Source organism: Aquimarina spinulae, from assembly GCF_943373825.1.
In the GTDB taxonomy this organism is placed as follows: domain Bacteria; phylum Bacteroidota; class Bacteroidia; order Flavobacteriales; family Flavobacteriaceae; genus Aquimarina; species Aquimarina spinulae.
The window spans coordinates 697,146-720,287 of record NZ_CALSBP010000002.1; the positions used below are offsets into that span (position 1 = coordinate 697,146).

25 protein-coding genes are annotated in these 23,142 nt (G+C 33.6%); 13 read left to right on the forward strand and 12 right to left on the reverse strand.

What is annotated here, in order from left to right; all coding sequences use genetic code 11:
- Positions 1–116: 116 nt before the first annotated feature.
- The 10 genes from ftsY to NNH57_RS08675 all read right to left on the reverse strand — a co-directional run bounded on the left by ftsY (position 117) and on the right by NNH57_RS08675 (position 6,836).
- Positions 117–1,070: a signal recognition particle-docking protein FtsY gene (gene ftsY, locus NNH57_RS08630; protein WP_025667521.1), complete on the reverse strand. Its 954-nt coding sequence runs from the start codon at positions 1,068–1,070 to the stop codon at positions 117–119.
- Between the two features lie 125 nt (positions 1,071–1,195).
- Positions 1,196–1,348, reverse strand: a complete 153-nt coding sequence (locus NNH57_RS08635; RefSeq protein WP_074408704.1) for a DUF4295 domain-containing protein — start codon at positions 1,346–1,348, stop codon at positions 1,196–1,198.
- A gap of 6 nt (positions 1,349–1,354) precedes the next feature.
- Positions 1,355–1,537, reverse strand: coding sequence for a 50S ribosomal protein L33 (rpmG, locus tag NNH57_RS08640; protein WP_024771295.1), 183 nt, complete (start codon positions 1,535–1,537; stop codon positions 1,355–1,357).
- A 26-nt stretch (positions 1,538–1,563) separates the two neighbouring features.
- Positions 1,564–1,803 (reverse strand): 50S ribosomal protein L28, encoded by a 240-nt coding sequence (rpmB, locus tag NNH57_RS08645; RefSeq protein ID WP_074408705.1) that lies wholly within the window; start codon positions 1,801–1,803, stop codon positions 1,564–1,566.
- Positions 1,804–2,157: 354 nt separating this feature from the next.
- A complete protein-coding gene (locus tag NNH57_RS08650) occupies positions 2,158–2,904 on the reverse strand; it encodes a dienelactone hydrolase family protein (RefSeq protein WP_159099209.1) in 747 nt (248 codons plus the stop codon).
- A 159-nt stretch (positions 2,905–3,063) separates the two neighbouring features.
- Positions 3,064–4,311, reverse strand: a complete 1,248-nt coding sequence (locus NNH57_RS08655; RefSeq protein ID WP_074408707.1) for a CinA family nicotinamide mononucleotide deamidase-related protein — start codon at positions 4,309–4,311, stop codon at positions 3,064–3,066.
- A gap of 2 nt (positions 4,312–4,313) precedes the next feature.
- Positions 4,314–4,652 carry an Hpt domain-containing protein gene (locus NNH57_RS08660; RefSeq protein ID WP_074408708.1) on the reverse strand — a complete coding sequence of 113 codons (339 nt, stop codon included), beginning with the start codon at positions 4,650–4,652 and terminating at the stop codon, positions 4,314–4,316.
- Entirely contained in the window at positions 4,653–5,264 is a 612-nt protein-coding gene (locus NNH57_RS08665) for a fumarylacetoacetate hydrolase family protein (RefSeq protein WP_074408709.1), read from the reverse strand.
- A 24-nt stretch (positions 5,265–5,288) separates the two neighbouring features.
- Positions 5,289–6,068: a 3'-5' exonuclease gene (locus tag NNH57_RS08670; protein WP_074408710.1), complete on the reverse strand. Its 780-nt coding sequence runs from the start codon at positions 6,066–6,068 to the stop codon at positions 5,289–5,291.
- An 81-nt stretch (positions 6,069–6,149) separates the two neighbouring features.
- Complete coding sequence (locus tag NNH57_RS08675) at positions 6,150–6,836, reverse strand: metal-dependent transcriptional regulator (RefSeq protein WP_074408711.1); 687 nt, start codon at positions 6,834–6,836, stop codon at positions 6,150–6,152.
- 51 nt (positions 6,837–6,887) lie between these two features.
- Here NNH57_RS08675 and NNH57_RS08680 point away from each other — a divergent pair, with 51 nt between their 5' ends.
- The 8 genes from NNH57_RS08680 (at position 6,888) to NNH57_RS08715 (ending at position 15,510) form a co-directional block, all read left to right on the forward strand.
- Entirely contained in the window at positions 6,888–9,113 is a 2,226-nt protein-coding gene (locus NNH57_RS08680; RefSeq protein WP_074408712.1) for a TonB-dependent receptor, read from the forward strand.
- Positions 9,114–9,125: 12 nt separating this feature from the next.
- On the forward strand, positions 9,126–9,605 hold the full coding sequence (locus NNH57_RS08685; RefSeq protein ID WP_074408713.1) for a thioredoxin family protein: 480 nt from the start codon (positions 9,126–9,128) through the stop codon (positions 9,603–9,605).
- Positions 9,595–10,512, forward strand: a complete 918-nt coding sequence (locus NNH57_RS08690) for a metal ABC transporter solute-binding protein, Zn/Mn family (RefSeq protein ID WP_108807822.1) — start codon at positions 9,595–9,597, stop codon at positions 10,510–10,512. The genes NNH57_RS08685 and NNH57_RS08690 overlap by 11 nt, the downstream gene beginning before the upstream one ends.
- 48 nt (positions 10,513–10,560) lie before the next feature.
- A complete protein-coding gene (locus tag NNH57_RS08695) occupies positions 10,561–11,301 on the forward strand; it encodes a metal ABC transporter ATP-binding protein (RefSeq protein ID WP_024771305.1) in 741 nt (246 codons plus the stop codon).
- 9 nt (positions 11,302–11,310) lie between these two features.
- The gene (locus NNH57_RS08700) at positions 11,311–12,441 is read left to right on the forward strand and encodes a metal ABC transporter permease (protein WP_108807821.1); all 1,131 of its coding nucleotides are present in this window, start codon (positions 11,311–11,313) and stop codon (positions 12,439–12,441) included.
- Entirely contained in the window at positions 12,434–13,594 is a 1,161-nt protein-coding gene (locus tag NNH57_RS08705) for a metal ABC transporter permease (RefSeq protein WP_074408716.1), read from the forward strand. Before NNH57_RS08700 ends, NNH57_RS08705 begins: the two co-directional genes overlap by 8 nt.
- A gap of 100 nt (positions 13,595–13,694) precedes the next feature.
- Positions 13,695–14,069: a hypothetical protein gene (locus tag NNH57_RS08710; RefSeq protein WP_074408717.1), complete on the forward strand. Its 375-nt coding sequence runs from the start codon at positions 13,695–13,697 to the stop codon at positions 14,067–14,069.
- A 178-nt stretch (positions 14,070–14,247) separates the two neighbouring features.
- On the forward strand, positions 14,248–15,510 hold the full coding sequence (locus tag NNH57_RS08715) for an MFS transporter (RefSeq protein ID WP_074408718.1): 1,263 nt from the start codon (positions 14,248–14,250) through the stop codon (positions 15,508–15,510).
- 87 nt (positions 15,511–15,597) lie between these two features.
- On the opposite strand, the gene NNH57_RS08720 is transcribed toward NNH57_RS08715, so the two are convergent.
- Complete coding sequence (locus NNH57_RS08720; RefSeq protein WP_074408719.1) at positions 15,598–16,932, reverse strand: dihydrolipoamide acetyltransferase family protein; 1,335 nt, start codon at positions 16,930–16,932, stop codon at positions 15,598–15,600.
- A gap of 138 nt (positions 16,933–17,070) precedes the next feature.
- Positions 17,071–17,691 carry a recombination mediator RecR gene (gene recR, locus NNH57_RS08725; RefSeq protein WP_074408720.1) on the reverse strand — a complete coding sequence of 207 codons (621 nt, stop codon included), beginning with the start codon at positions 17,689–17,691 and terminating at the stop codon, positions 17,071–17,073.
- 265 nt (positions 17,692–17,956) lie between these two features.
- On the opposite strand from recR, the gene NNH57_RS08730 reads away from it, so the two are divergent.
- The 5 genes from NNH57_RS08730 (at position 17,957) to secA (ending at position 23,126) form a co-directional block, all read left to right on the forward strand.
- Positions 17,957–18,124 (forward strand): hypothetical protein, encoded by a 168-nt coding sequence (locus NNH57_RS08730; RefSeq protein WP_159099208.1) that lies wholly within the window; start codon positions 17,957–17,959, stop codon positions 18,122–18,124.
- 14 nt (positions 18,125–18,138) lie between these two features.
- Positions 18,139–18,573, forward strand: coding sequence for a GNAT family N-acetyltransferase (locus tag NNH57_RS08735; RefSeq protein WP_074408721.1), 435 nt, complete (start codon positions 18,139–18,141; stop codon positions 18,571–18,573).
- Between the two features lie 30 nt (positions 18,574–18,603).
- Entirely contained in the window at positions 18,604–19,179 is a 576-nt protein-coding gene (locus NNH57_RS08740) for a cob(I)yrinic acid a,c-diamide adenosyltransferase (RefSeq protein ID WP_074408722.1), read from the forward strand.
- 138 nt (positions 19,180–19,317) lie between these two features.
- Positions 19,318–19,539 carry a DUF2795 domain-containing protein gene (locus NNH57_RS08745; protein WP_008272287.1) on the forward strand — a complete coding sequence of 74 codons (222 nt, stop codon included), beginning with the start codon at positions 19,318–19,320 and terminating at the stop codon, positions 19,537–19,539.
- Positions 19,540–19,769: 230 nt separating this feature from the next.
- The gene (secA, locus tag NNH57_RS08750; protein ID WP_074408723.1) at positions 19,770–23,126 is read left to right on the forward strand and encodes a preprotein translocase subunit SecA; all 3,357 of its coding nucleotides are present in this window, start codon (positions 19,770–19,772) and stop codon (positions 23,124–23,126) included.
- Positions 23,127–23,142 lie beyond the last annotated feature (16 nt).

Consider the following 23,142-nt stretch of genomic DNA (forward strand, 5'->3'; position numbering starts at 1 on the left):
AATAACACACCAGAGTATATTTTTTAGATACTATAATTCTTTAAAATATAAAAAAAGGCGATGAGAATACTGCTCACCGCCTTTTTTAACCTTTTTTAACTATTTTGTAACAAATATTATTTGAAGAAAGAATCTACAAATTCATATTTATTAAATACCTGAAGATCTTCTATTCCTTCTCCTACGCCTATATATTTTACCGGAATCTTAAATTGATCACTTATACCTATTACAACCCCTCCTTTTGCAGTTCCATCGAGTTTGGTTACAGCCAACGAAGTAACTTCTGTAGCTGCTGTAAATTGTTTTGCCTGTTCAAAAGCATTCTGGCCTGTAGAACCATCTAAAACCAATAATACATCATGAGGAGCATCATCTATAACTTTTTGCATCACTCGCTTTACTTTTGTTAATTCATTCATCAAATTAACTTTATTATGTAACCTACCTGCTGTATCTATGATGATAACATCTGCGTCTTGGTTTACTCCAGATTGTAAGGTATCAAAAGCCACCGAAGCAGGATCACTCCCCATATCTTGTTTTATGATTGGAATATCTACGCGATCTGCCCATACTTGCAACTGATCGATTGCTGCAGCCCTAAATGTATCTGCTGCACCCAATACCACTTTTAGGCCTTTTTTCTTTAATTGATAGGCCAATTTTCCGATAGTAGTGGTTTTTCCTACTCCATTTACTCCAACCACCATCATCACGTAAGGTTTTTTGTCTTTTGGAATTTCAAAGTCTGTAGCTTCTCCCACATTAGTTTCAGAAAGTAAACCAGCGATTTCTTCACGTAGGATTTGATTTAACTCATCGGTTCCAAGATATTTATCCCGTGCTACCCGGTTTTCTATACGCTCGATAATCTTAATGGTAGTCTTGACTCCTACATCACTTGTAACCAATATTTCTTCCAGATCATCTAAAACATCATCATCTACTTTAGATTTACCAGCTACCGCTTTACTTAATTTAGAAAAAAAGTTGGTTTTGGATTTTTCTAATCCTTTATCTAGTGTTTCTTTTTTTTCTGAAGAAAATATATTTTTAAAAAGCCCCATTTGTACTATTCAATATGCTAGAAATTAAAAACTAAAACCTTTGGTTATATTGCTTAAATATAAAAAGAAAGAGCCATTTCAATACAATTGAAACGGCTTCTTTTTAAAATATCGTGTACAGAGAATTACTTTTTCTTTAAAAAGTCGTTAACCGCTTCTGGCGGCATAATTGACTCTACAAAAGTATAGGCTCCTGTTTTAGGAGATTTTACCATTTTTATGGCTTTAGTTAATCTCTTTGATCCTGTCTGTAATGATGCTACTGATTTCTTTGCCATCTCTTATTATTTTATTTCTTTATGAACCGTCATTTTCTTCAAGATAGGGTTAAATTTCTTTAATTCTATTCTATCAGGAGTGTTCTTTTTGTTCTTGGTTGTAATATATCTTGATGTACCCGGTTTACCAGAAGCTTTATGCTCTGTACATTCTAAGATTACCTGTACTCTATTACCTTTCTTTGCCATTATAAGTATCTTTTAAAATAAAGAGATTATTTATTTAAGAAACCTTTTGCTCTTGCTTCTTTTAAAACAGCAGAGATTCCGTTCTTATTTATATTTTTTAATGCAGTGGTTGACACTTTAAGTGTTATCCAACGATCTTCTTCTGGAATATAAAAACGCTTTTTTATTAAATTCGCATTGAATTTACGTTTCGTTTTATTCATCGCGTGGGAAACATTGTTTCCTACCATTGCTTTTTTACCTGTAAGCTCGCAAACTCTTGACATCTCTTCTTGATTTTGGTATTATTTCAAAACAGGGTGCAAATTAACGAATTATTTACCGAACCACCAATAATAGTTTCGTAATTTTTCTTCTTTTTTTTAGTTTTTTCTTACTGCTTTAGAAAAATGAAAAAACAGGTGTTTTTACGTATTTCAAAAATATGACAATACATCTATCTTTACAATAGTTAGTATTACAATTGTAACTAACTACTTAATATGGGGTAATTAAGTAGTAAACGAAGCGGGTCATTTAAAAATGACCCGCTTTTTTGTTGTGCTTTATATTATAGCAATACAAACACATACTAAACACCAATAAAACCTAACTAACCTAATTTAAACAGAACTTATTTTTTAAAAACTTTGATCTGTATATTCAACACTTTGACTCCATATATTATTTTCTATCTGTGCCATAGAATCATTTAATTCATTTACATATTGTGCAGCACCATAATCATTTTTACCTTCGGCTACTACAAATGTTATATTACATCCCAAATCTTTTGCTGCATTAACATTTTTATACGCTTTCTTTATAGAAAAGTATCTATCTTTTGTCCCGTGAACAACATAGATAGGAGTATTTATTTTATCCGAAACTTCAAAATTAGATGCTACAACAATGAGAGCAGAGAATAAATGATCATTATCTTTTACGAGTTTAATTGATTGTAAGGCTCCATTACTATACCCTATTAGAACAATTTTTTTGTCGTCTATTGGGTAACTATTTCGTGCAGCGTTTATAAAATCAATAATAATATGCTCTAAAGCTTTTTTATCTGGTCTTTTCCATGAAATTTTTGGGCTAAAAACAATCCCTTGCATATGTTCAATTCCCGGAATAATAAAATCCTTTTTAAAATTTGGGTATTTCTTAGTTCCAACCCCTCCCGGAAGTACAATATAGACAGGTAACTTTTCATTCTGATTATTCTTTGGTAGAATAAGATCAAACTCTCCTTTGTATACTGCATTAAAAGTTTCCATTTCTGAACCAAACACCCTGTTATGTGTTTTTCCTGCTATGGTTATAGTTACAAACATCCCCATTAACAAAGAAAGTATCGTTTTAGAAGAAGGAATTAAAGTTTTCATAGGTATCAATATTGTTTTGATTACTGTAAAACTACTTCTGTTTGTCGTTTCAAAACGTGTTTTATCGTTCAATCGCGATTTTTTGTCGATGAATTGCAAAAACATATAGATAAACAATATCGATAGTATAGGTTAGAAAAGAATATCCGAATTAGGTAATTATGATTTAAGTAATGTATTAAGCAAAAGTTCGAAAGATTTATTTACTGCTTTACCAATAGTTCGTTCTCTAAGATTACCAAAGACATATTTCTCTGAAAAAACACCATTTGGGGAGGCTATTGCAATAAAAACGGTCCCTACTTCGACATCTCCATCACCTTTTTCTGGGCCAGCATTACCTGTAGTAGCAATAGCATAATCTGATTTAAACTTTTCTTTTACTGCCAAAGCCATAGCTTCTGCAACCTCAATACTTGTCACAGTATGTTTTTTAATACTCTCGGGATCTATGCCCAATATATCTATTTTGGATTGTGTAGCATAGGTAACAGCTCCACCATTAAAATAAGCAGAAGCACCCGCATTGGCCGTAAACGACTGTGCTATTTTGCCTCCGGTACAACTTTCTGCTACAGAGAGTGTTTTACCTTCCTTAATCAATAGCTGGCCAATTCTCTTCTCTATAGTTTCGCCTTCTTCATACCCAACAATAATATCTCCTATTATAAGGCGTAAGGCTGACACCTTTTTTTCTATAGTATCTTCGAGAAGCTTTTTATCGCTCCCTCTTGCCGAAAGACGAAGTCTTACTCTTCCTAAATTAGGCAAATATGCTAATTTGATATATGAAGGTAAATCATCCTCCCAGTCTTCAATTTTTTCTGCTACTGCACTCTCGCCCATACCATGGGTAAGTATTGTTTTATGAATGATATAGGGTCTATTAAACCTCTTTTGCAACCTAGGTAGCACCTCATCTTTCATTAATCCTTTCATTTCGTAAGGTACTCCAGGCATAGATATAAAAACTTTGTCTTCTTTTTCTAGCCACATCCCTGGAGCTGTACCATAGAGATTCATCAAGACGGTTGATTTACTAGGTACAAGGGCTTGCTGCCTGTTCACATCAGAAATTGGTGTAGAGATATATTTAGCAAATAATTTTTCGACATGCTTAAGCACGTCCTTGTTTTCTACTAATGTATCTTCAAAATATTCGCAAATAGTATGTTTTGTAATATCGTCTTTTGTAGGGCCCAGACCTCCTGTTATTAATACAACATCTACTCTATTACTAGCTTCTGCTATTGCATCGAGAATATGTTGTTTATCATCTTTTACAGATGAGATCTGATGTACATCTATACCAATTTTGTTAAGCTCTTTTCCTATAAATGCAGAATTAGAGTCAATGATTTGCCCAATCAGAATTTCATCTCCTATAGTAATGATTTCTGCAAGCATATTTAGCTAAAATCTGCTTTCAGGTCTTCGAGAGCCCCATTAACTGTAGATACAATATGATCCAGAATAGGTATGATCTGCTCTTTTTCTTTCTTCGTTTTTGACCAAGCTTCTATTTGTTTTATTTGCGCCAAAAGATCTATATCAAATAATTGAAGATTAGGTTTCATCTTATGAGCATATTGATATGCCATCTGTGGATTATCAGAATTTACAGCCTGAACCATACTATCAAGATCAGGCGGTATTTCTTCTAGAAAAGTCTGTACCAGGACAGCTATAAATTCGTTATCGCCTCCTGATAATTCATTTACATGTTTTAAACTATATCCTTTGCTCATTTATTTTACTTTTATTGAAAAAAATTGTTGGTTATTTATATATCCTGTCAAAATATCATTTGGTTTTACAACTCCAACACCAGCTGGTGTACCTGTAAATATAATATCTCCTATCTTTAAAGTAAAATATTTTGACACATATTCTATTAATTCATTGATCTTCCATAGCATAAGCCTTGTATTACCTTGTTGTGCGGTTTCTCCATTTTTCTCTAAACGAAAATCAATAGCATCGACATCTTCATATTCTTCTTTAGACACCCACTTTCCTATTACTGCCGCTCCATCAAAGGCTTTAGCTTTCTCCCAGGGAAGACCTTTTGCTTTAAGTTTAGACTGCAAATCCCGTGCCGTGAAATCTATTCCAAGGCTTACTTCGTTATAATATTTGTGAGCAAATTTTCTATCAATATACTTACCTACCTTATTTATTTTTACCAATACCTCAACTTCATGATGAATATCATCTGAGAAATCTGGAATAAAAAAAGGTTGCTTTTTTAACAAAATAGAAGTATCTGGTTTTATAAAAACTACAGGATCTTCGGGTTTTTCATTTTCTAGTTCCTCGATATGATCTGTATAATTACGACCTATGCAAATAAGTTTCATGATATAAAATGATAAAAGAAAAGATTATAGATTTAGGCTATTATTTAACTTACGAAGTCTAACTGCTGTAAGTACTTTTTTGGTATACAAAGGAAAGTCTGCATTCTGTATCCAGCCAAAATATCCAGGTTCTTCTTCCATTACCTGTTCTACTAATTTCCCTTTGTGTTTCCCAAAAGAAAAAATTTCTTTTTTATTATCGTCATAAGTAATAAAACCAGCAAAATCTGCAAACTGCTTTCTGGAACTAAATTCTGACAAGAACTTGGCGTCATTTTCTAATTCTGGATAACGATCTAATTGTGCTTTTAACACTTCATAAGTAGCAAGTGTATCGGCTTCTGCAGAATGTGCATCTGTTAAATCCTTATCACAGTAAAATTTATATGCAGCAGATAGTGTTCTTTTTTCCATTTTATGATAAATGGTTTGAACATCAATTGCAACGGTATTTTTCATATCAAAATCCAGCTCTGCTCTCAACAATTCTTCTGCTAATAATGGTATATCGAACCGATTAGAATTAAAACCTCCTAAATCGCAACCTTTTATCATTTCACTGACTTTACTCGCTATTTTCTTAAAAACAGGTTCATTAGCTACCTTGGCATCATCGATACCATGCACTGCTGTAGTTTCTGGAGGTATTGGCATTTCGGGATTAACCAACCAGGTCTTGCTTTCCTGGGTACCATTGGGAAATATTTTTAGAATAGAAATTTCTACAATACGATCTTTAGAAATATTTATACCGGTAGTTTCCAGATCAAAAAAACATATCGGTCTTTTTAAATTAAGCTCCATAAATTGATTGTGTGATACTCAAAGATAACAGCTATTCTTTAACATTCTTATAGACTAGCTCTATTTTAACATTTACAAAAACTATACAACCTTATTAACGAATACATTATCCGCAAATTTTCTTGTAACTGTTTCTATTGTATTATCAAATTTAATTCGAATTGATTTATCAAACTCCCGAACTTCAAGAATTTTGATTTCACTACTTAATGCCAAGCCGATTTCTGATACGTATTTTAAAAAATGAACAGAGCCATCATTTACAGCAATAAGTTGGCAAACATCTCCTTCTGATAAGGAAGAAAGTGTTATTTTAGGTACAATCGAATACTCTCCATTAGCATTAGGAATCATCTCACCATGAGGGTCTTTTTTAGGAAAATCCATAAATCGATCTAATTCGTCAATCAACTTACGAGACTTAATATGCTCTAATTGCTCTGCCACATCATGAACCTCATCCCAGGTAAAATTTAGATAGTTACACAAAAAAGTTTCCCATAATCTATGTTTACGAATCAATCGCACCGCAACAGACTTACCTCCTTCTGTTAAATCTAATTTACCATACTTTTCGCTTACTACATAACCTTTGGATTTTAACTTCTTAATCATATTGTTTGTAGAAGCCGGAGAAACTTTAAGATAATCTGCCAATTGATTATTTCCCACTTTTACAGAAGCATCCTCTATAAGTAACTGAAATATAGCTTTTAAGTAATCTTCTTCACTTTTAGTTAAATTATTCAAATTTAATTTGTTAGTCATGGCTAACTTTTTTAGTTTTGTCGAAATAATAAAACAAAATTACTAAACCTAATGCAATTACGTATAACAATCTTATTCACTTTTATTAATTCACTTATTTACAGTTCTTTATATTCACAAGAACTCAATTCTACCGGCACATTAAAAGGTGTAATATACGATGACAATGGAATACTTCCTTTTGCTAATATATATATAGAAGGAACTTCTCTTGGTAGTTCTAGTAATGAAAATGGAGTATTTAGTATTGAAAATGTACCTGTTGGAAATTACAAAGTAGTTGCTTCATTTACGGGTTACACACCAATTAAGAAAAAAGTATCTATAGTAGCTGGAGAAAATAAAATAAATCTGGTTATGTCACAAGGATCATCTCTAGATGAAGTGGTAATCACAGGAACATTGAAAGCCGTAAGTCGATCAGAAAGCCCCGTTCCTGTAGAAATATACTCTCCTACATTTTTCAAAAAAAATCCTACACCAAATTTGTTCGAATCCTTACAAAATGTAAATGGTGTAAGACCACAACTTAACTGTAGTATTTGTAACACTGGAGACATACACATTAATGGTTTAGAAGGGCCTTATACATTGGTAATGATAGACGGAATGCCTATTGTAAGTGGATTATCAACCGTTTATGGATTATCAGGAATACCTAATTCGTTAATCGATAGAATCGAAGTGGTAAAAGGACCTGCTTCATCTCTATATGGAAGTGAAGCTGTTGGAGGCCTTATCAATGTTATTACAAAAAACCCTAATGATGCTCCCGAGGTAAGTACTGATGTTTTTGCTACCAGTTGGGGCGAAACCAATATAGATTTTGGTTTTAAAACCAAATTAGGTAGTGCTACTGCATTATTTGGCGTCAATTATTTTTATTATGATCAAGCTATAGATAACAATGATGATGGGTTTACCGATCTTACATTACAGGATCGCATATCTATATTTAATAAATGGAATTTTAAGCGGAAAAGCGGAAAAAACTTTACGCTTGCCGGTAGGTTTTATTATGAAGATAGATGGGGAGGAGAAAATGAATGGAATTCTGATTTTAGAGGAAGTGATCAAATATATGGTGAGAGTATATATACTGCACGATATGAGATACTGGGTAGTTATGAATTACCAGTAGAAGAACCTTTAACACTCTCTTTTTCTTATACAGATCACGATCAAGACTCGTATTATGGGATCGTATCCTACCAGGCAAAACAACGTATTGGTTTTACGCAGTTAACCTGGGATAAAAAAATAAAATCGCACGATCTACTATTCGGAGCTGCTTACAGGTATCAATATTATGACGATAACACACCAGCAACAACTTCAAACGATCAAAACGATCCTGAAGAAACAAATACTCCCGGTATATTTTTACAAGACGAAATCACACTAGCCCCAAAACATAAACTATTATTAGGAACAAGATTAGATTACCATAATCGGCACGGAACCATTTTTACTCCAAGACTTGCTTATAAATGGAGTATTAATGATAAAAATATTTTTAGATTCAATGCCGGTACAGGATTTAGAGTAGTTAATCTTTTTACAGAAGATCATGCAGCTCTCACAGGTTCTCGAGAGGTCATTATCGAAGAAGATCTTGATCCCGAAGAATCTTATAATGTAAACCTTAATTACATCAAAAAAATATTTTTTGACAACGGGACCTTTATAGGTCTGGATGCTTCAGCCTGGTATACCTATTTTACAAATGCTATCATTCCTGATTATGAAACAAATGCTGAAGAAATACGATATGGCAATTTAGATGGTCATGCAGTATCTACCGGAGTAAGCCTTAATACCAATATTAACTTTTCTAATGGATTAAAATTTACATTAGGAATGAGTGGGCTTAATGTTTCGAATACAGAGAACGGAGTAACTACACGCCAGATACTCACAGAAAGTTTCACAGGAACCTGGGGAGCTACTTATAAAATACAATCTCTTAACCTAACATTAGACTATACAGGGAACATATATGGCCCTATGCGATTGGCAACTCAGGGACCAGACGATCCCAGAAAAGATAAATCACCATGGTGGAGTATCCAAAACATACAATTCTCACACAAAACCAAAAATAACATAGAAATTTACGGAGGCGTTAAAAATTTATTAGACTGGACACCTAGTCGGGGGAATCCTTTTTTAATAGCCGGAGCCGACGACCCTTTTGGACCAGATTTTGATACCACTTACATATATGCTTCTAATCAAGGAATACGAGGTTTTTTAGGCGTTCGTTATTCCTTGTAAATTTAACACAAAATGAAAGCTTTTTATATCATATCATTCTTTATATTATCTCTTCTATATCAAAACGTAACAGCACAATTACAAATTGATTCTTTTGAGTCTATAGAAAACAAAATGACTATTGCCCCCAAACCTTTAGTCGTATTTATTCATACCGATTGGTGCATGTATTGTAAGAATATGGAAAATACAACTTTTAAGAATAATGATATTATACAGCAATTAAACGAAAATTTCTATTTTGCTTCACTAAATGGAGAAAGTCGTGAAACCATACATTTCTTAAACAACTCTTTTCGTTTTCAACCTAATGGAAATAAAACCGGAGTACATCAATTAGCCAAAGAACTTGCTACAGTTAATAACCAAATTGGCTATCCAACACTGGCAATTCTAAATCACAAATACGAAATCATATTTCAACAACAATCTTTTTTAAGTGCTAAAGAACTTATCAAAATATTAAATAAACTTTCTAAAAATGATTCATAAAAAATTAATACTATTACTTCTTATTTTTACGTTTTTCTCCTGTAAAAAAGAAGTAAAAGATAAAAATCAAAAACTACAAGTGGTCACCACCACCTCTATGATCACCGATATGGTTAAAAACATAGGAGGAGATTTAATCGAAGTCCAGGGATTAATGGGAAGTGGTGTCGATCCTCATTTATACAAAGCCAGTGAAGGTGATGTATCTAAATTAGTGAATGCCGATGTAATTTTTTATAACGGTTTACACCTGGAAGGAAAGCTGGTAGAAGTATTTGAAAAAATGAAGCATCAGGACATTAATACTATAGCTATAGGAGAAAGTTTAGACAAAAACACACTAATCGGCTCTGATTATTTTGCTTCTAATTATGACCCTCATATATGGTTTAATGTTGAAAACTGGAAAATCATAACGGCTTTTGTTACGAATAAACTTACCGAGATTGACCCAAAAAATACTGAAGCTTTTAAAGCTAACGGAAATGCATATTTAGCTAAACTTAATGAATTAGAGGCTACATTAAAAAATACTATTGCTACCTTACCAAAAGAAAAGCGAATTCTGGTTACCGCACATGATGCTTTTAGTTATTTTGGAAAAGCTTATGATTTTGATGTGGTTGGTTTACAGGGGTTATCTACTGCTACGGAAGCTGGAGTACAGGATGTTCAAAAATTAGCTAACTTTATTATTGAGAAGAAAGTAAAAGCTATTTTTGTAGAAAGCTCTGTACCTAAACGAACTATTGAAGCTTTACAAGCTGCAGTAAAATCAAAGAATCATGAAGTAACCATAGGCGGAACATTGTTCTCTGATGCACTAGGTAATGCAGGCACAAAAGAAGGTACCTATATTGGGATGTTTGAATATAATGTCAATACTATTATTAATGCGTTGAAGTAATAGCAAGCAAATAATTTGTAGTGATTTTATTGAATAAAAATTGTTTACATGAAAGAACAAAAAATCGCAGTTCAAATAGATGATTTAACTGTAGCTTACAATTACAAACCTGTACTATGGGATATTGACCTCGCTATACCCGAAGGTGTACTTATGGCTATTGTGGGGCCAAACGGAGCAGGAAAATCTACTTTGATAAAATCGATTTTAGATATCATTAAACCCATTGCAGGAAGTACTCAAATTTATGGAAAACCATACAAGAAACAACGCTCACTGGTAGCCTATGTCCCTCAAAAAGGAAGTGTAGACTGGGATTTTCCGACCACTGCACTAGATGTAGTAATGATGGGAACTTATGGGAGTTTGGGATGGATTAAAAGACCAGGGCAAAAACAAAAAAAAGCTGCTCTTGAAGCATTAGAAAAAGTAGGCATGCTTTCTTTTAAAAGCAGACAGATCAGTCAGCTTTCGGGAGGACAACAACAACGTATTTTTTTGGCAAGGGCTTTAGTTCAAAATGCATCTATCTATTTTATGGATGAACCTTTTCAAGGAGTCGATGCTACTACAGAAAAAGCAATTATTAATATCTTAAAAGAACTTAGAAAAGCTGGAAAAACAGTAATTGTAGTACATCATGATTTACAAACTGTACCAGAATATTTTGATTGGGTTACTTTTCTTAATGTAAAAAAGATCGCTACCGGGCCTGTAAAAGACATTTTTAATGATGACAATTTAACCAAAACCTACGGAATTAATTACAAGGTTAGTGTACAACAATAAGAGCTATCTATGGATATAAAAGAATACATAGAACTTGTCTTTACAGATTATACCTTACGCACAATAACACTGGGCACAGCTGTACTTGGCGCTATTTGTGGTATGCTGGGTAGTTTTGCTGTATTGCGTAAACAAAGTTTATTAGGAGACGCAATTTCTCATGCCGCATTGCCTGGAATAGCAATTGCTTTTCTAATTATAGGCACAAAAAATAGCTCGGCATTTCTATTAGGAGCATTGATTAGTGGTTTAATTGGTACTTTTTGGATTCGAGGTATCACTAGTAAAACACACCTGAAATCTGATACAGCTTTAGGCCTTATATTATCATTATTCTTTGGGTTCGGAATGTTATTACTAACCTATATCCAGAAAATGCCCAATGCAAATCAAGCTGGTTTAGAAAGCTACCTTTTTGGGCAGGCAGCTACACTTTTAGAAAGTGATGTATGGCTTATGATCACCGTTACAGGAATCAGTTTGGTTGTTTTATTATTATTCTGGAAAGAACTCAAACTATTATTATTCGATGCTGATTACACTAAGACATTGGGATTTAACACTAAATTCTTAGATATTCTTATCACTACATTTATTGTAATTGCTATTGTATTAGGACTACAAACTGTAGGCGTAGTTTTAATGAGTGCGATGTTATTAGCTCCAGCTGCTGCAGCTAGACAATGGACAAACAATTTAGCTGTAATGGTTGTTTTGGCAGCGATTTTTGGCGCATTCTCCGGAGTTTTCGGGACCGCTATCAGTGCCAGTCACAATAACTTATCTACAGGACCAGTAATTGTATTGGTTGCTGGTGTTTTTGTGTTATTTTCTTTTATTTTTTCTCCCGGTCGAGGGCTATTATTTAGAGAAATACGGTTTAGAAAAAACAGAAATGACCTTCAATTGCATAAAACATTATCTTTTATGTATAATATTGCTTGTACACACGAAAATATTGCGCATCCACATGCTATTAAAATTCTGAATAACTTTCAGGGGTTTACCCGAAAATCACTTCAAAAACTAGAAGATAAAGATTATGTAAAAATCGAAGGCAATATGTGGTCTTTAACCGAGTCTGGGTATAAAACTGCCTCCAATTTATATGATCAATTAACAAAAGAAGAAAATGAGTAGTGCACAGATAGAAATACAATTAATCGCCAGCCTGGTAGCAATAGCTTGTGCTATCCCAGGAACTTTTTTAGTATTGCGAAAAATGGCATTAATCACTGATGCAATCAGTCATTCTATCCTGCCAGGTATTGTAATCGGTTTTTTTATTACTCATGACTTATCATCGCCTTTATTAATTATTCTTGCTGCTGCAAGCGGTGTCATTACCGTAGTATTGGTAGAGTTTATTCAAAAAACAGGCTTAGTAAAAGAAGATACTGCCATAGGCTTAGTTTTTCCTGCGCTGTTTAGTATTGGTATTATACTTATTGCACAGAATGCAAATGATGTACATTTAGATGTTGATGCCGTATTATTAGGAGAACTTGCTTTTGCTCCCTTTGATCGATTACTTATAGGAGGTACAGATGTAGGTCCTAAATCTTTATGGATCATAGGTACCATATTATTAATTACACTAGGTCTATTATTTGCATTTTTTAAGGAACTAAAAGTAAGCACATTCGATGCAGGTTTAGCTTCTGCTCTTGGGTTATCTCCTGTAGTTATGCATTATGGATTAATGACAGTTTCATCAATCACTACGGTAGGTGCTTTTGACGCAGTTGGTGCTATTTTGGTCATTGCATTAATGATTGCACCTGCAGCTACTGCTTATCTATTAACAAATGATTTAAAAAAAATGCTTCTGTTATCTGTTATATTTGGAGTTAGTAGTGCCATTATAGGATATTGGGTAGCACATGCATTAGATACATCTATTTCTGGATCAATGACTACAGTATTAGGATTAGTTTTCTTATTCGTATACTTATTTGCTCCCAGTAAAGGCTTGTTTTCTGTGTTGTATAGACAAAAACAACAACGTATCGAGGTTTCATTACTTACCTTTCTTCTGCACTTGGGAAACCATCAGGAAGAGGAAGAGCGTCATGTAAAACATTTAAATGAACATATCAATTGGCAAAAGGTACAATCAAAATCTGTTTTGAATCTGGCGCTTAAAAACAATATGATCACAATTAATAATGATATTGTTTCTTTAACTAAAAAAGGAAAAAACTTTACAACAGAAGCAATTGATTATATTGTAACTAATAAAAATTCTGAAATCGAAAACATGAAAGATCGATTTTTCTTATTTAGAGGATAAATACATAAATTGTATTTCTTCGATATAAATTGATCGCTTTTAAATTTTTCATTTTTAGTATTTTTCATTTTAAATGTATCTTATAAAGGAAAAAGTAAAAATGTTCGCATCTTTAAAAAAGAGCTTAATACTACTATCTGTTTTATTTTATTTAATAAGCTACACTTCCTATGCTCAGGAAAAACCTGTTCGCCTAGTAGAAGAAAAGCAGAAAAAAAGAACAATTATATATGTTCTAAATGACACCGATACAGATAAGAGTGTATTCTTAAAAATAAATCCGATTGGGTATCGCAAGAGTGCGCAACGACCTATTATTAAAAATATCCCTGCCAAAAGTAAAATACAAATGTTGATCCTTATCCCATTAACAGATGTTGAATCCCATTATACATATAATTTGGTTGTGAATGAAGAATTAGAGACAATAGATGTAAAGCATAGTAAAAATTCAAAAAAGAAAGATAGTATCTGAGTTATAACCACTTAAAAAGTTTGATTTATATATACGAATTCTAAGATTAAGAGGAGGATAAAAAAATGAATCTCTATCTGTCAGTATCCAACTTTTGCAAGCAAAAACAATTATAAAACTTATTTAACATAGAAATCTATATATTTAGACTTAAAAGTCTAATTCACTTCAATACTTTATGAATCAAACAAAACCGCCATGGTACTTTCTTTTTCTGGTTATTTTAGCCGGAGAATCTGTTTTTATTCTTCCATTTGTTCTTTCACGAGTATTTAGACCAACGGTACTTGAGGTATTTAACTTAGACAATATTCAGTTGGGTATATGTTTCTCTATTTATGGAACTGTAGCTCTAATATCCTACCTTTTTGGAGGCGCATTAGCTGATAAGTTTCCGCCAAGAAAATTAATAGCAACGGCACTATGGATGACCGCTTTGGGAGGGTTAATATATGCTAGTTTCCCCAACTATACAGTATTAAAAGTGCTTTATGGTTATTGGGGGTTCACTACTATATTTTTATTCTGGGCTCCCATGATTAAAGCTACTCGCGTTTGGGGCGGCAACACTTCTCAAGGTAAAGCATTTGGATTTTTAGACGGTGGTCGAGGATTAGTTGGTGCTTTATTTGGAGTCTTGGGAGTATTTATTTTTTCACTATTTATTACTTCAGAAATCTCTGAAGCGACTACCGCCGAAAGCAAAGCTGCTTTTAAATATGTAATCTTAGTATCCTCTGGCCTTGTTAGTATTGTAGGAATATTAGTTTGGTTATTTATGAAAATGGATCATGAATTAGAAAAACAAATTACAGTAGAGAAAATCACAATATCTCAAGTGCAAGAGGTACTGCGCTTACCTTCTGTTTGGTTGCTCATGATTATTATCCTATGCGCTTATGTAGGTTATAAAATTACCGATGTATTTTCACTATATGCTCAAGATGTTATGCTATATGATCAAGTGCAATCGGCTCAAGTAGGTACATTTTTGCTATTTATCCGACCCATTATCGGAGTTTTAATAGGAATATTAGCCGACCGTTCACAAACCACTTTTTGGTTACTTATTAGTTTTATAGTTTCATTCTTCGGAGCATTATTGTTTGCCTCTGGTATAATTTCAGATTCTGCAACAATTTTATTTTTTATATCAATTTTAGTAGTAGCGACAGGAGTGTATGCAGCTCGTTCTTTATACTTTGCAGTAATGCAGCGAGGAAAAATTCCATTGATTCTTACAGGAACTGCTGTTGGGATTATTTCTCTTATAGGCTATACTCCTGATATATTTGCGGGACCCGCAATGGGATACCTTCTAGAAAATTCACCAGGACCCAAAGGACACCAACATGTATTCTGGATGTTAGCTTTATTTTCTTTTATTGGTAGCCTAGCTGCTTGGTATTATTACAAATTGTATAACACACAAAAAAAGTAAATACAAGAAAATCTCAAAAAAAATTACTTGCATAAAAAAACCACGACAGTTATTGTCGTGGTTTTACTATTTTAGAACTAATATTTCTTAAAATTCTCTATTCATATCCCAGGCTTCCAGGTAGTCTTTTACACGTTGTACGAACTGTCCTCCTAGTGCTCCATTAACAACTCTGTGATCATAAGAGTGTGATAAGAACATTTTATATCGAATACCGATAAAGTCTCCTTCTGGCGTTTCTATAACGGCAGGAACCTTTCTAATTGCTCCCAAAGCCAAAATACCTACCTGCGGTTGATTAATAATTGGTGTACCCATAATGCTTCCGAATGTCCCCACATTAGTTACTGTATATGTACCACCTTGTATATCATCTGGTTTTAAAGCATTATTACGTGCTCTATTTGCAAGATCATTAACTGCTTTGGTCATTCCTACCAAATTTAATTGATCTGCGTTCTTAATCACAGGTACAATTAAATTACCATCTTGCAAAGCTGCCGCCATACCCAAATTTATATTTTTCTTTTTGATAATTGTATCTCCAGAGATAGAGATATTCATCATCGGGAAATCTTTTAATGCTTTAGCAACTGCTTCCATAAAAATAGGAGTAAACGTAAGGTTCTCTCCTTCTCTCTTCATGAAATCTCCTTTTACTTTCTTTCTCCAGTTCCAGATATTGGTTACATCGGCTTCTATAAATGACTGCACATGAGCAGAAGTCTGTACAGATTCGACCATATGATGTGCAATAAGTTTGCCCATTCTGGTCATTTCTATAATCTCATCTTCTCCTGATGCTACTACCGGTGCTGCTTTAGCTACTTCTTTCTTTTTAGCTGGAGTTGCTTCTGGTTTTGCTTTTATTTCTTCTTTTACAGGCTGCGTTTTTATTTTTCCGTTTTTGCGATCATCTACAAATTGTAAAATATCATTTTTGGTAACACGACCATCCTTACCTGTTCCCGAAATAGCTTCTAATTCATTTAAGGAAACATTTTCTGTCGCAGCAATATTCTTTACTAACGGAGAATAAAACTTATTACTCCCAGAAAAATCGGTTGCATTTCCTGCCACTACTGTTTCTGCGATTTGTGTTTCTAGTACTTCTGCTTCTTTTGGAGTTTCCTCTACTTTGGCAGTAGTTTCTTGCGGAGTTGATTCTATAGCTCCCTCTCCTTCAGTCTCTATTACAGCTATAACCTGGCCTACCTGTACTACATCATCAACATCAAAAAGTTTTTCTACCAGTACACCTTCTACCTCACTAGGTACCTCACTATCTACTTTATCAGTTGCTATTTCAACAACTGCATCATCTAATTCAATAGTATCCCCAACCTCTTTTAACCAAGTTGTTATTGTTGCCTCTGCAACACTCTCACCCATTTTTGGAAGTTTCAGCTCAAATTTTGCCATATTCTTAATCAAAAGTGTTTATAAGTTATGTTTTTTGCGAATTTAATTAAAATTCGGCTTAAAAATTATTTTTTTCGTATTAAAGTTTACTTAACACCTATACCTTCAAGTTTACAGATACTTCTAAATATATGCAAATCAAGGACTCTTTAATGCATTTTCAAAAGGAATTCGATTAAGTATACTTCTTCCCAAAGTAACTTCATCTGCATATTCTAGCTCATCATTAACACCAATTCCCCTGGCAATGGTAGAGGTTTTTATATCTACTCCCTCTAATTGTTTATACATATAGAAATTAGTAGTATCTCCTTCCATGGTAGCACTTAATGCAAATATCAATTCTTTTACTTCGCCAGATTTAACTTTCTCGATCAAAGAACTAATATTTAATTCTTGTGGACCAATACCATCTAATGGACTTATCTTACCTCCCAAAACGTGATACAACCCTCTAAATTGACCCGTACTTTCTATAGCCATTACATCCCTTATATCTTCTACTACACAGATAATTTCACGATTTCTACCTGGGTTACTACAGATATCACAAATGTCTGTATCACTAATACTATGACATGAAGTGCAAAATTTAATATCCTCTCGCAATACTCCCAAAGCTTTGGTTAAGTGTTGGGTCTGGGTTTCTGGCTGTCTAAGTAAATGTAATACTAATCGAAGTGCAGTACGTTTTCCTATCCCTGGTAATTGAGACATTTCATAAACTGCATTCTCTAATAATTTTGAGGAAAATTCCATAACGCAACAAATTTAGCATTTTTAATGATCAACTCCGCCCAGAGTTCTACTCTTTAAACAAAAAATTATGTTTTTATATCATAATGACATTTTTTATCCCTATAACTGCACCAGCTAATTATAAAAAGACAATAACAGAGGGAAAAATGAAAGTTTGCAATGCGTAAGAAAACTTGATATAAATTTAATTTTGGGGTATAAACTATGATAATCTTAACTATGCAATTAAGGCCTTTTTGTTACTTTTACTCCAAAAGTAAAAGTAATGTTAGATACTCTTTCTGAAGAAACACAGCTTATTTTAATGATTATTGTTATTGCCATTTTATTCGTAGCAGTATCCTGGAACACCAAACGAAATAAAAATAAACTGTATGATCGTGACAAACGTAATTTTAGACAGAACTATCAAAAAAAGAAAAAGAGAAAATAACTATATTCTATAAAATGAAAAAAACATTTATTAGAAAGGCTACATCAAAAGATATAGAATGGATAAATAACACTTATCAAAACATAGATTTTGTAGTATCTGATTATACTAGCGAGTATATTGCTATAGCAGAGGTTGAAGGTGCAAAATGCGGACTGGGAAGAGTTGTAAATATTGATCAGAACAACTTAGAGTTAGGAGGAATGTATGTATTGGATCAATTTCGAGGTATGGGAATTGCAGAGAAGATCATATTGCATTTATTAAAAAATCATGAACAACATAAAAAGATATGGTGCCTTCCTTTTGAACATCTTCAGCATTTTTATAATAAGTTTGGTTTTCTAGATCAAAAAACACACAATTACGAAATTCCGGATAAAATACATGCTAAACACAAATGGTGTAATCAAAACTATACTAAGGACGTACTTTTATTAGTTAAGTAGCTATCATCTATTAAACAAACATGCAATTAAATGAAAATATATACTAAAACCGGTGATAAAGGAACCACTGCCCTTTTTGGCGGAACCAGGGTACCTAAACATCATATTCGTATCGACAGTTATGGTACTGTTGACGAGCTTAATTCACATATTGGACTTATCAGGGATCAAAAAATTGATGAATTAAGTAAGAAAATATTAATTAATATACAGGATAAACTTTTTACTGTTGGAGCTGTTTTAGCAACTGATCCTGAAAAAGCTATACTAAAAAGCGGGCAAAAACGGCTAAACATACCTACAATTTCTACAGAAGACATTGAGTTATTAGAAAAAGAAATTGACAGAATGAACGAATCTTTGCCGCCAATGACACATTTTGTATTACCAGGAGGGCACCAAACTGTGTCATTCTGTCACATTGCTCGTTGTGTATGCCGAAGAGCAGAGCGTTTAGCAACGGCACTCTATGAAATAAACCCATTTGAAGAAACAACACTGCATTACTTAAACCGACTATCTGACTATCTTTTTGTACTGGCACGAAAGTTGTCCTTCGATCTTAAGGCAGAAGAAATTGAATGGATTCCTAAAAAGAATTCTTAAAATTTAATAACTGTTAAAATTAGTAAGGGAAACTCCCAAAAAAATCACGTTCTTATAATTATTGTTTAAATAATTAATTTTTTACTTGACTTTTTAAACTAAAAAATTATTTTTGCAAAAAATTAAACCAGTAAACATATGTATTGGACTTTAGAATTAGCATCTTATTTAAGTGATGCGCCTTGGCCTGCTACAAAAGACGAGTTAATAGATTATGCAATTCGTACTGGAGCACCTCTGGAGGTTGTAGAAAATCTACAAGCAATTGAAGATGAAGGAGATTCGTATGACTCTATAGAGGAAATATGGCCTGATTATCCTACAGATGAAGATTATCTTTGGAATGAGGATGAATATTAAATAAATGAAATAGTATTAAAAGTCTCGCAAGAGGCTTTTTTTTTGCGTAAATTATGCCACTTTATGGCTATTTACGGCTTAAAAGTATTGTATAATATGACCTCTTAGGTCCTGAGATAGTGATAGACTTCAGATATTGAGGTCAGATTAGAATGTTACCTTAAGTAGATAAGGAACCAATTAGTTTCGTTTTGAAATTAAAATCTCATTAAACACACAACCATAAAATTATGGGAATTTTAGATTCTGTATTAAAAGTATTTGTTGGAGATAAGTCCAAAAAAGACATCAAAGAAATTCAACCAAAGGTCGAATTGATAAAACAAGCAGAAAAGGCAATTGAAGGCCTTTCTCATGATGAACTGCGCGCTAAAACTGTTGATTTTAAAAATAGAATAAACGAAGCACGCACAGAAATCAATACCAAAATAGAAACACTTAACGAGGAAGCTAATAACACAGAAGATATTGATAGAAAAGAAGATATCTATGGTGAAATCGATAAATTAAAGGAAGAAGCTTATGAAATCACAGAAAAAGCGCTAAACGATATTCTTCCCGAAGCCTTTGCCGTTATAAAAGAGACTGCAAAGCGTTTTACTAATAATGAAAGCATCGAAGTTACCGCTTCTGCTTATGATCGAGAACTCTCTGGTACCAGAGATCACATTACTCTTGATGGTGAACAAGCCATTTGGGCAACAAGTTGGGATGCTGCTGGTAAAGAAGTAAAATGGGATATGATCCATTACGATGTACAGCTTGTTGGTGGTATTACACTACACGAAGGAAACGTAGCAGAGATGCAAACAGGAGAAGGAAAAACCCTGGTTGCAACACTCCCGGTATACCTTAATGCTTTATCAGGTAATGGTGTTCATTTGGTAACAGTAAATGACTACCTTGCTCGTCGAGATAGCGAGTGGATGGCTCCAATTTTTCAGTTTCATGGGCTTACTGTAGATTGTGTTGATAATCACAGGCCTAACTCTGCAGAACGTAGAGCAGCCTATAATGCAGATATTACTTACGGAACCAATAATGAATTTGGTTTTGATTATCTACGTGATAATATGTCTCATGCCCCAGAAGATCTGGTACAACGCCCTCATAATTATGCAATTATAGATGAAGTAGATTCTGTATTAATTGATGATGCACGTACACCATTAATTATTTCTGGACCTATACCAAAAGGAGATGTACACGAATTTGATGAGTTAAAGCCTAAGATTGCTGATATCGTTTCGGTACAACAAAAATATCTTACTACTGTTTTAGCTGAAGCTAAAAAACTAATTAAAGAAGGTGATGCTAAAGAAGGAGGCTTTAAATTACTACAAGTATACCGAGGGATTCCTAAGAATAAAGCTTTAATTAAGTTTTTAAGTGAGGAAGGTGTAAAAATGCTACTTCAAAAAACAGAAAACTTCTATATGCAGGATAATAACAGAGAAATGCATAAAATTGATGCCGATCTGTATTACGTAATAGAAGAGAAAAACAATCAAATAGATCTTACCGATAAAGGTGTAGAATATCTTTCGGGAAAAGATGATCCGGACTTCTTCGTACTACCACAAATTGGTATGGAAATCGCTAAAATCGAAGGTTTTGAATTATCAAAAGAAGAAGAAGCAGAAAAGAAAGAAGATCTTTTTAGAGATTATAGCGTAAAAAGCGAACGTATTCACACTTTACGTCAACTATTAAAAGCATATTCTTTATTCGAAAAGGATGTAGAATATGTTGTGATGGATAATAAAGTAAAAATTGTTGACGAGCAGACAGGCCGTATTATGGATGGGCGTCGATACAGTGATGGATTGCATCAGGCTATTGAAGCCAAAGAAAATGTAAAGATTGAAGATGCAACACAGACTTTTGCTACGGTGACACTTCAGAACTATTTCCGTATGTACGGTAAGTTATCTGGTATGACAGGTACTGCAGTAACAGAAGCAGGAGAGCTTTGGGAAATCTATAAATTGGATGTTATAGAAATACCAACCAACAGACCGATTGCCAGAAAAGACATGGAAGATTTGGTATACAAAACCAAACGTGAGAAATATAATGCCGTAATAGAACAAGTTACAGAGTTATCCCGAGCAGGAAGACCTGTATTAATTGGTACCACTTCTGTAGAAATTTCAGAATTATTAGGACGAATGCTTACAATTCGTAAAGTACCGCATAATGTATTGAATGCAAAGCTTCATAAAAAAGAAGCTGATATTGTTGCCGAAGCTGGTAATGCAGGTGTAGTAACTATCGCTACCAATATGGCTGGTCGTGGTACAGATATCAAATTATCTGACGAAGTAAAAGCTGCAGGAGGACTTGCAATCGTTGGTACAGAGCGTCATGATTCTCGACGTGTAGACAGACAGTTGCGTGGTCGTGCCGGTCGACAAGGAGATCCAGGTAGTTCTCAGTTCTATGTATCATTAGAAGACAACTTAATGCGTTTATTTGGTTCTGAACGTATTGCCAAAATGATGGATAGAATGGGACTAAAAGAAGGTGAAGTAATTCAACATTCTATGATCTCTAAATCTATCGAAAGAGCTCAGAAAAAAGTAGAAGAAAATAACTTTGGCGTTCGTAAACGATTATTAGAATATGATGATGTAATGAATGCACAGCGTGAAGTTGTATATAAACGTCGTTATCATGCTTTATTCGGAGAACGTTTGCGTGTTGATATCGCCAATATGATCTATGACACTGTAGAAGTAATCACAGAAGGAAATAAAGCTGCCCAGGACTTTAAGAATTTCGAATTCGAATTGATCCGATATTTCTCTATGAGTAGTCCGATTTCTGCAGAAGAATTCGAAAAAATGGATGCTTTAAAGATTGCAGGAGAAATTTATAAAATTGCATATGAGCATTACCAGGATAAAATGAAACGTAATGCAGATGCTGCTTATCCTGTTATTAAACAAGTATATGAAGATCCTGCCAGTAAGTATGAAAGAATCTTAGTACCATTTACAGATGGAGTAAAAAGTATAAATGTTGCTACCGATTTGCAAAAAGCATATGAGTCTGAAGGAAAACAACTCATTACCGATTTTGAAAAAAATATTACACTTGCCATTATTGATGATGCCTGGAAAACACATCTTCGTAAAATGGATGAGTTAAAGCAAAGTGTACAGCTAGCTGTTCATGAGCAAAAAGATCCTTTATTAATCTACAAGTTTGAAGCTTTTGAATTATTTAAAGCTATGATCGAAGAGGTAAATAAAGATGTGATTTCATTCTTATTTAAAGGAGAATTACCTACTGGTAATACTCAGGATATTTCTGAAGCTCGCCAGGTGAGAAGAAAAGAGAAGTTAGAAACTTCTAAAGAAGAAATCCCTAATATGGATGAACGTGCGGCACAAAATAGAGCTGCGGGGCAAACACAAGGGAAACCTCAAGTCACTGAAACTATCGTACGAGAACAACCAAAAATAGGACGTAATGATAGAGTAACGATCAAACATGTGATGAGTGGAGAGAATAAAACCGTAAAATACAAACAAGCAATCCCACTAATCGAAAAAGGAGAATGGGTACTTGTAAATGAATAAACCCTTTATTATGTAA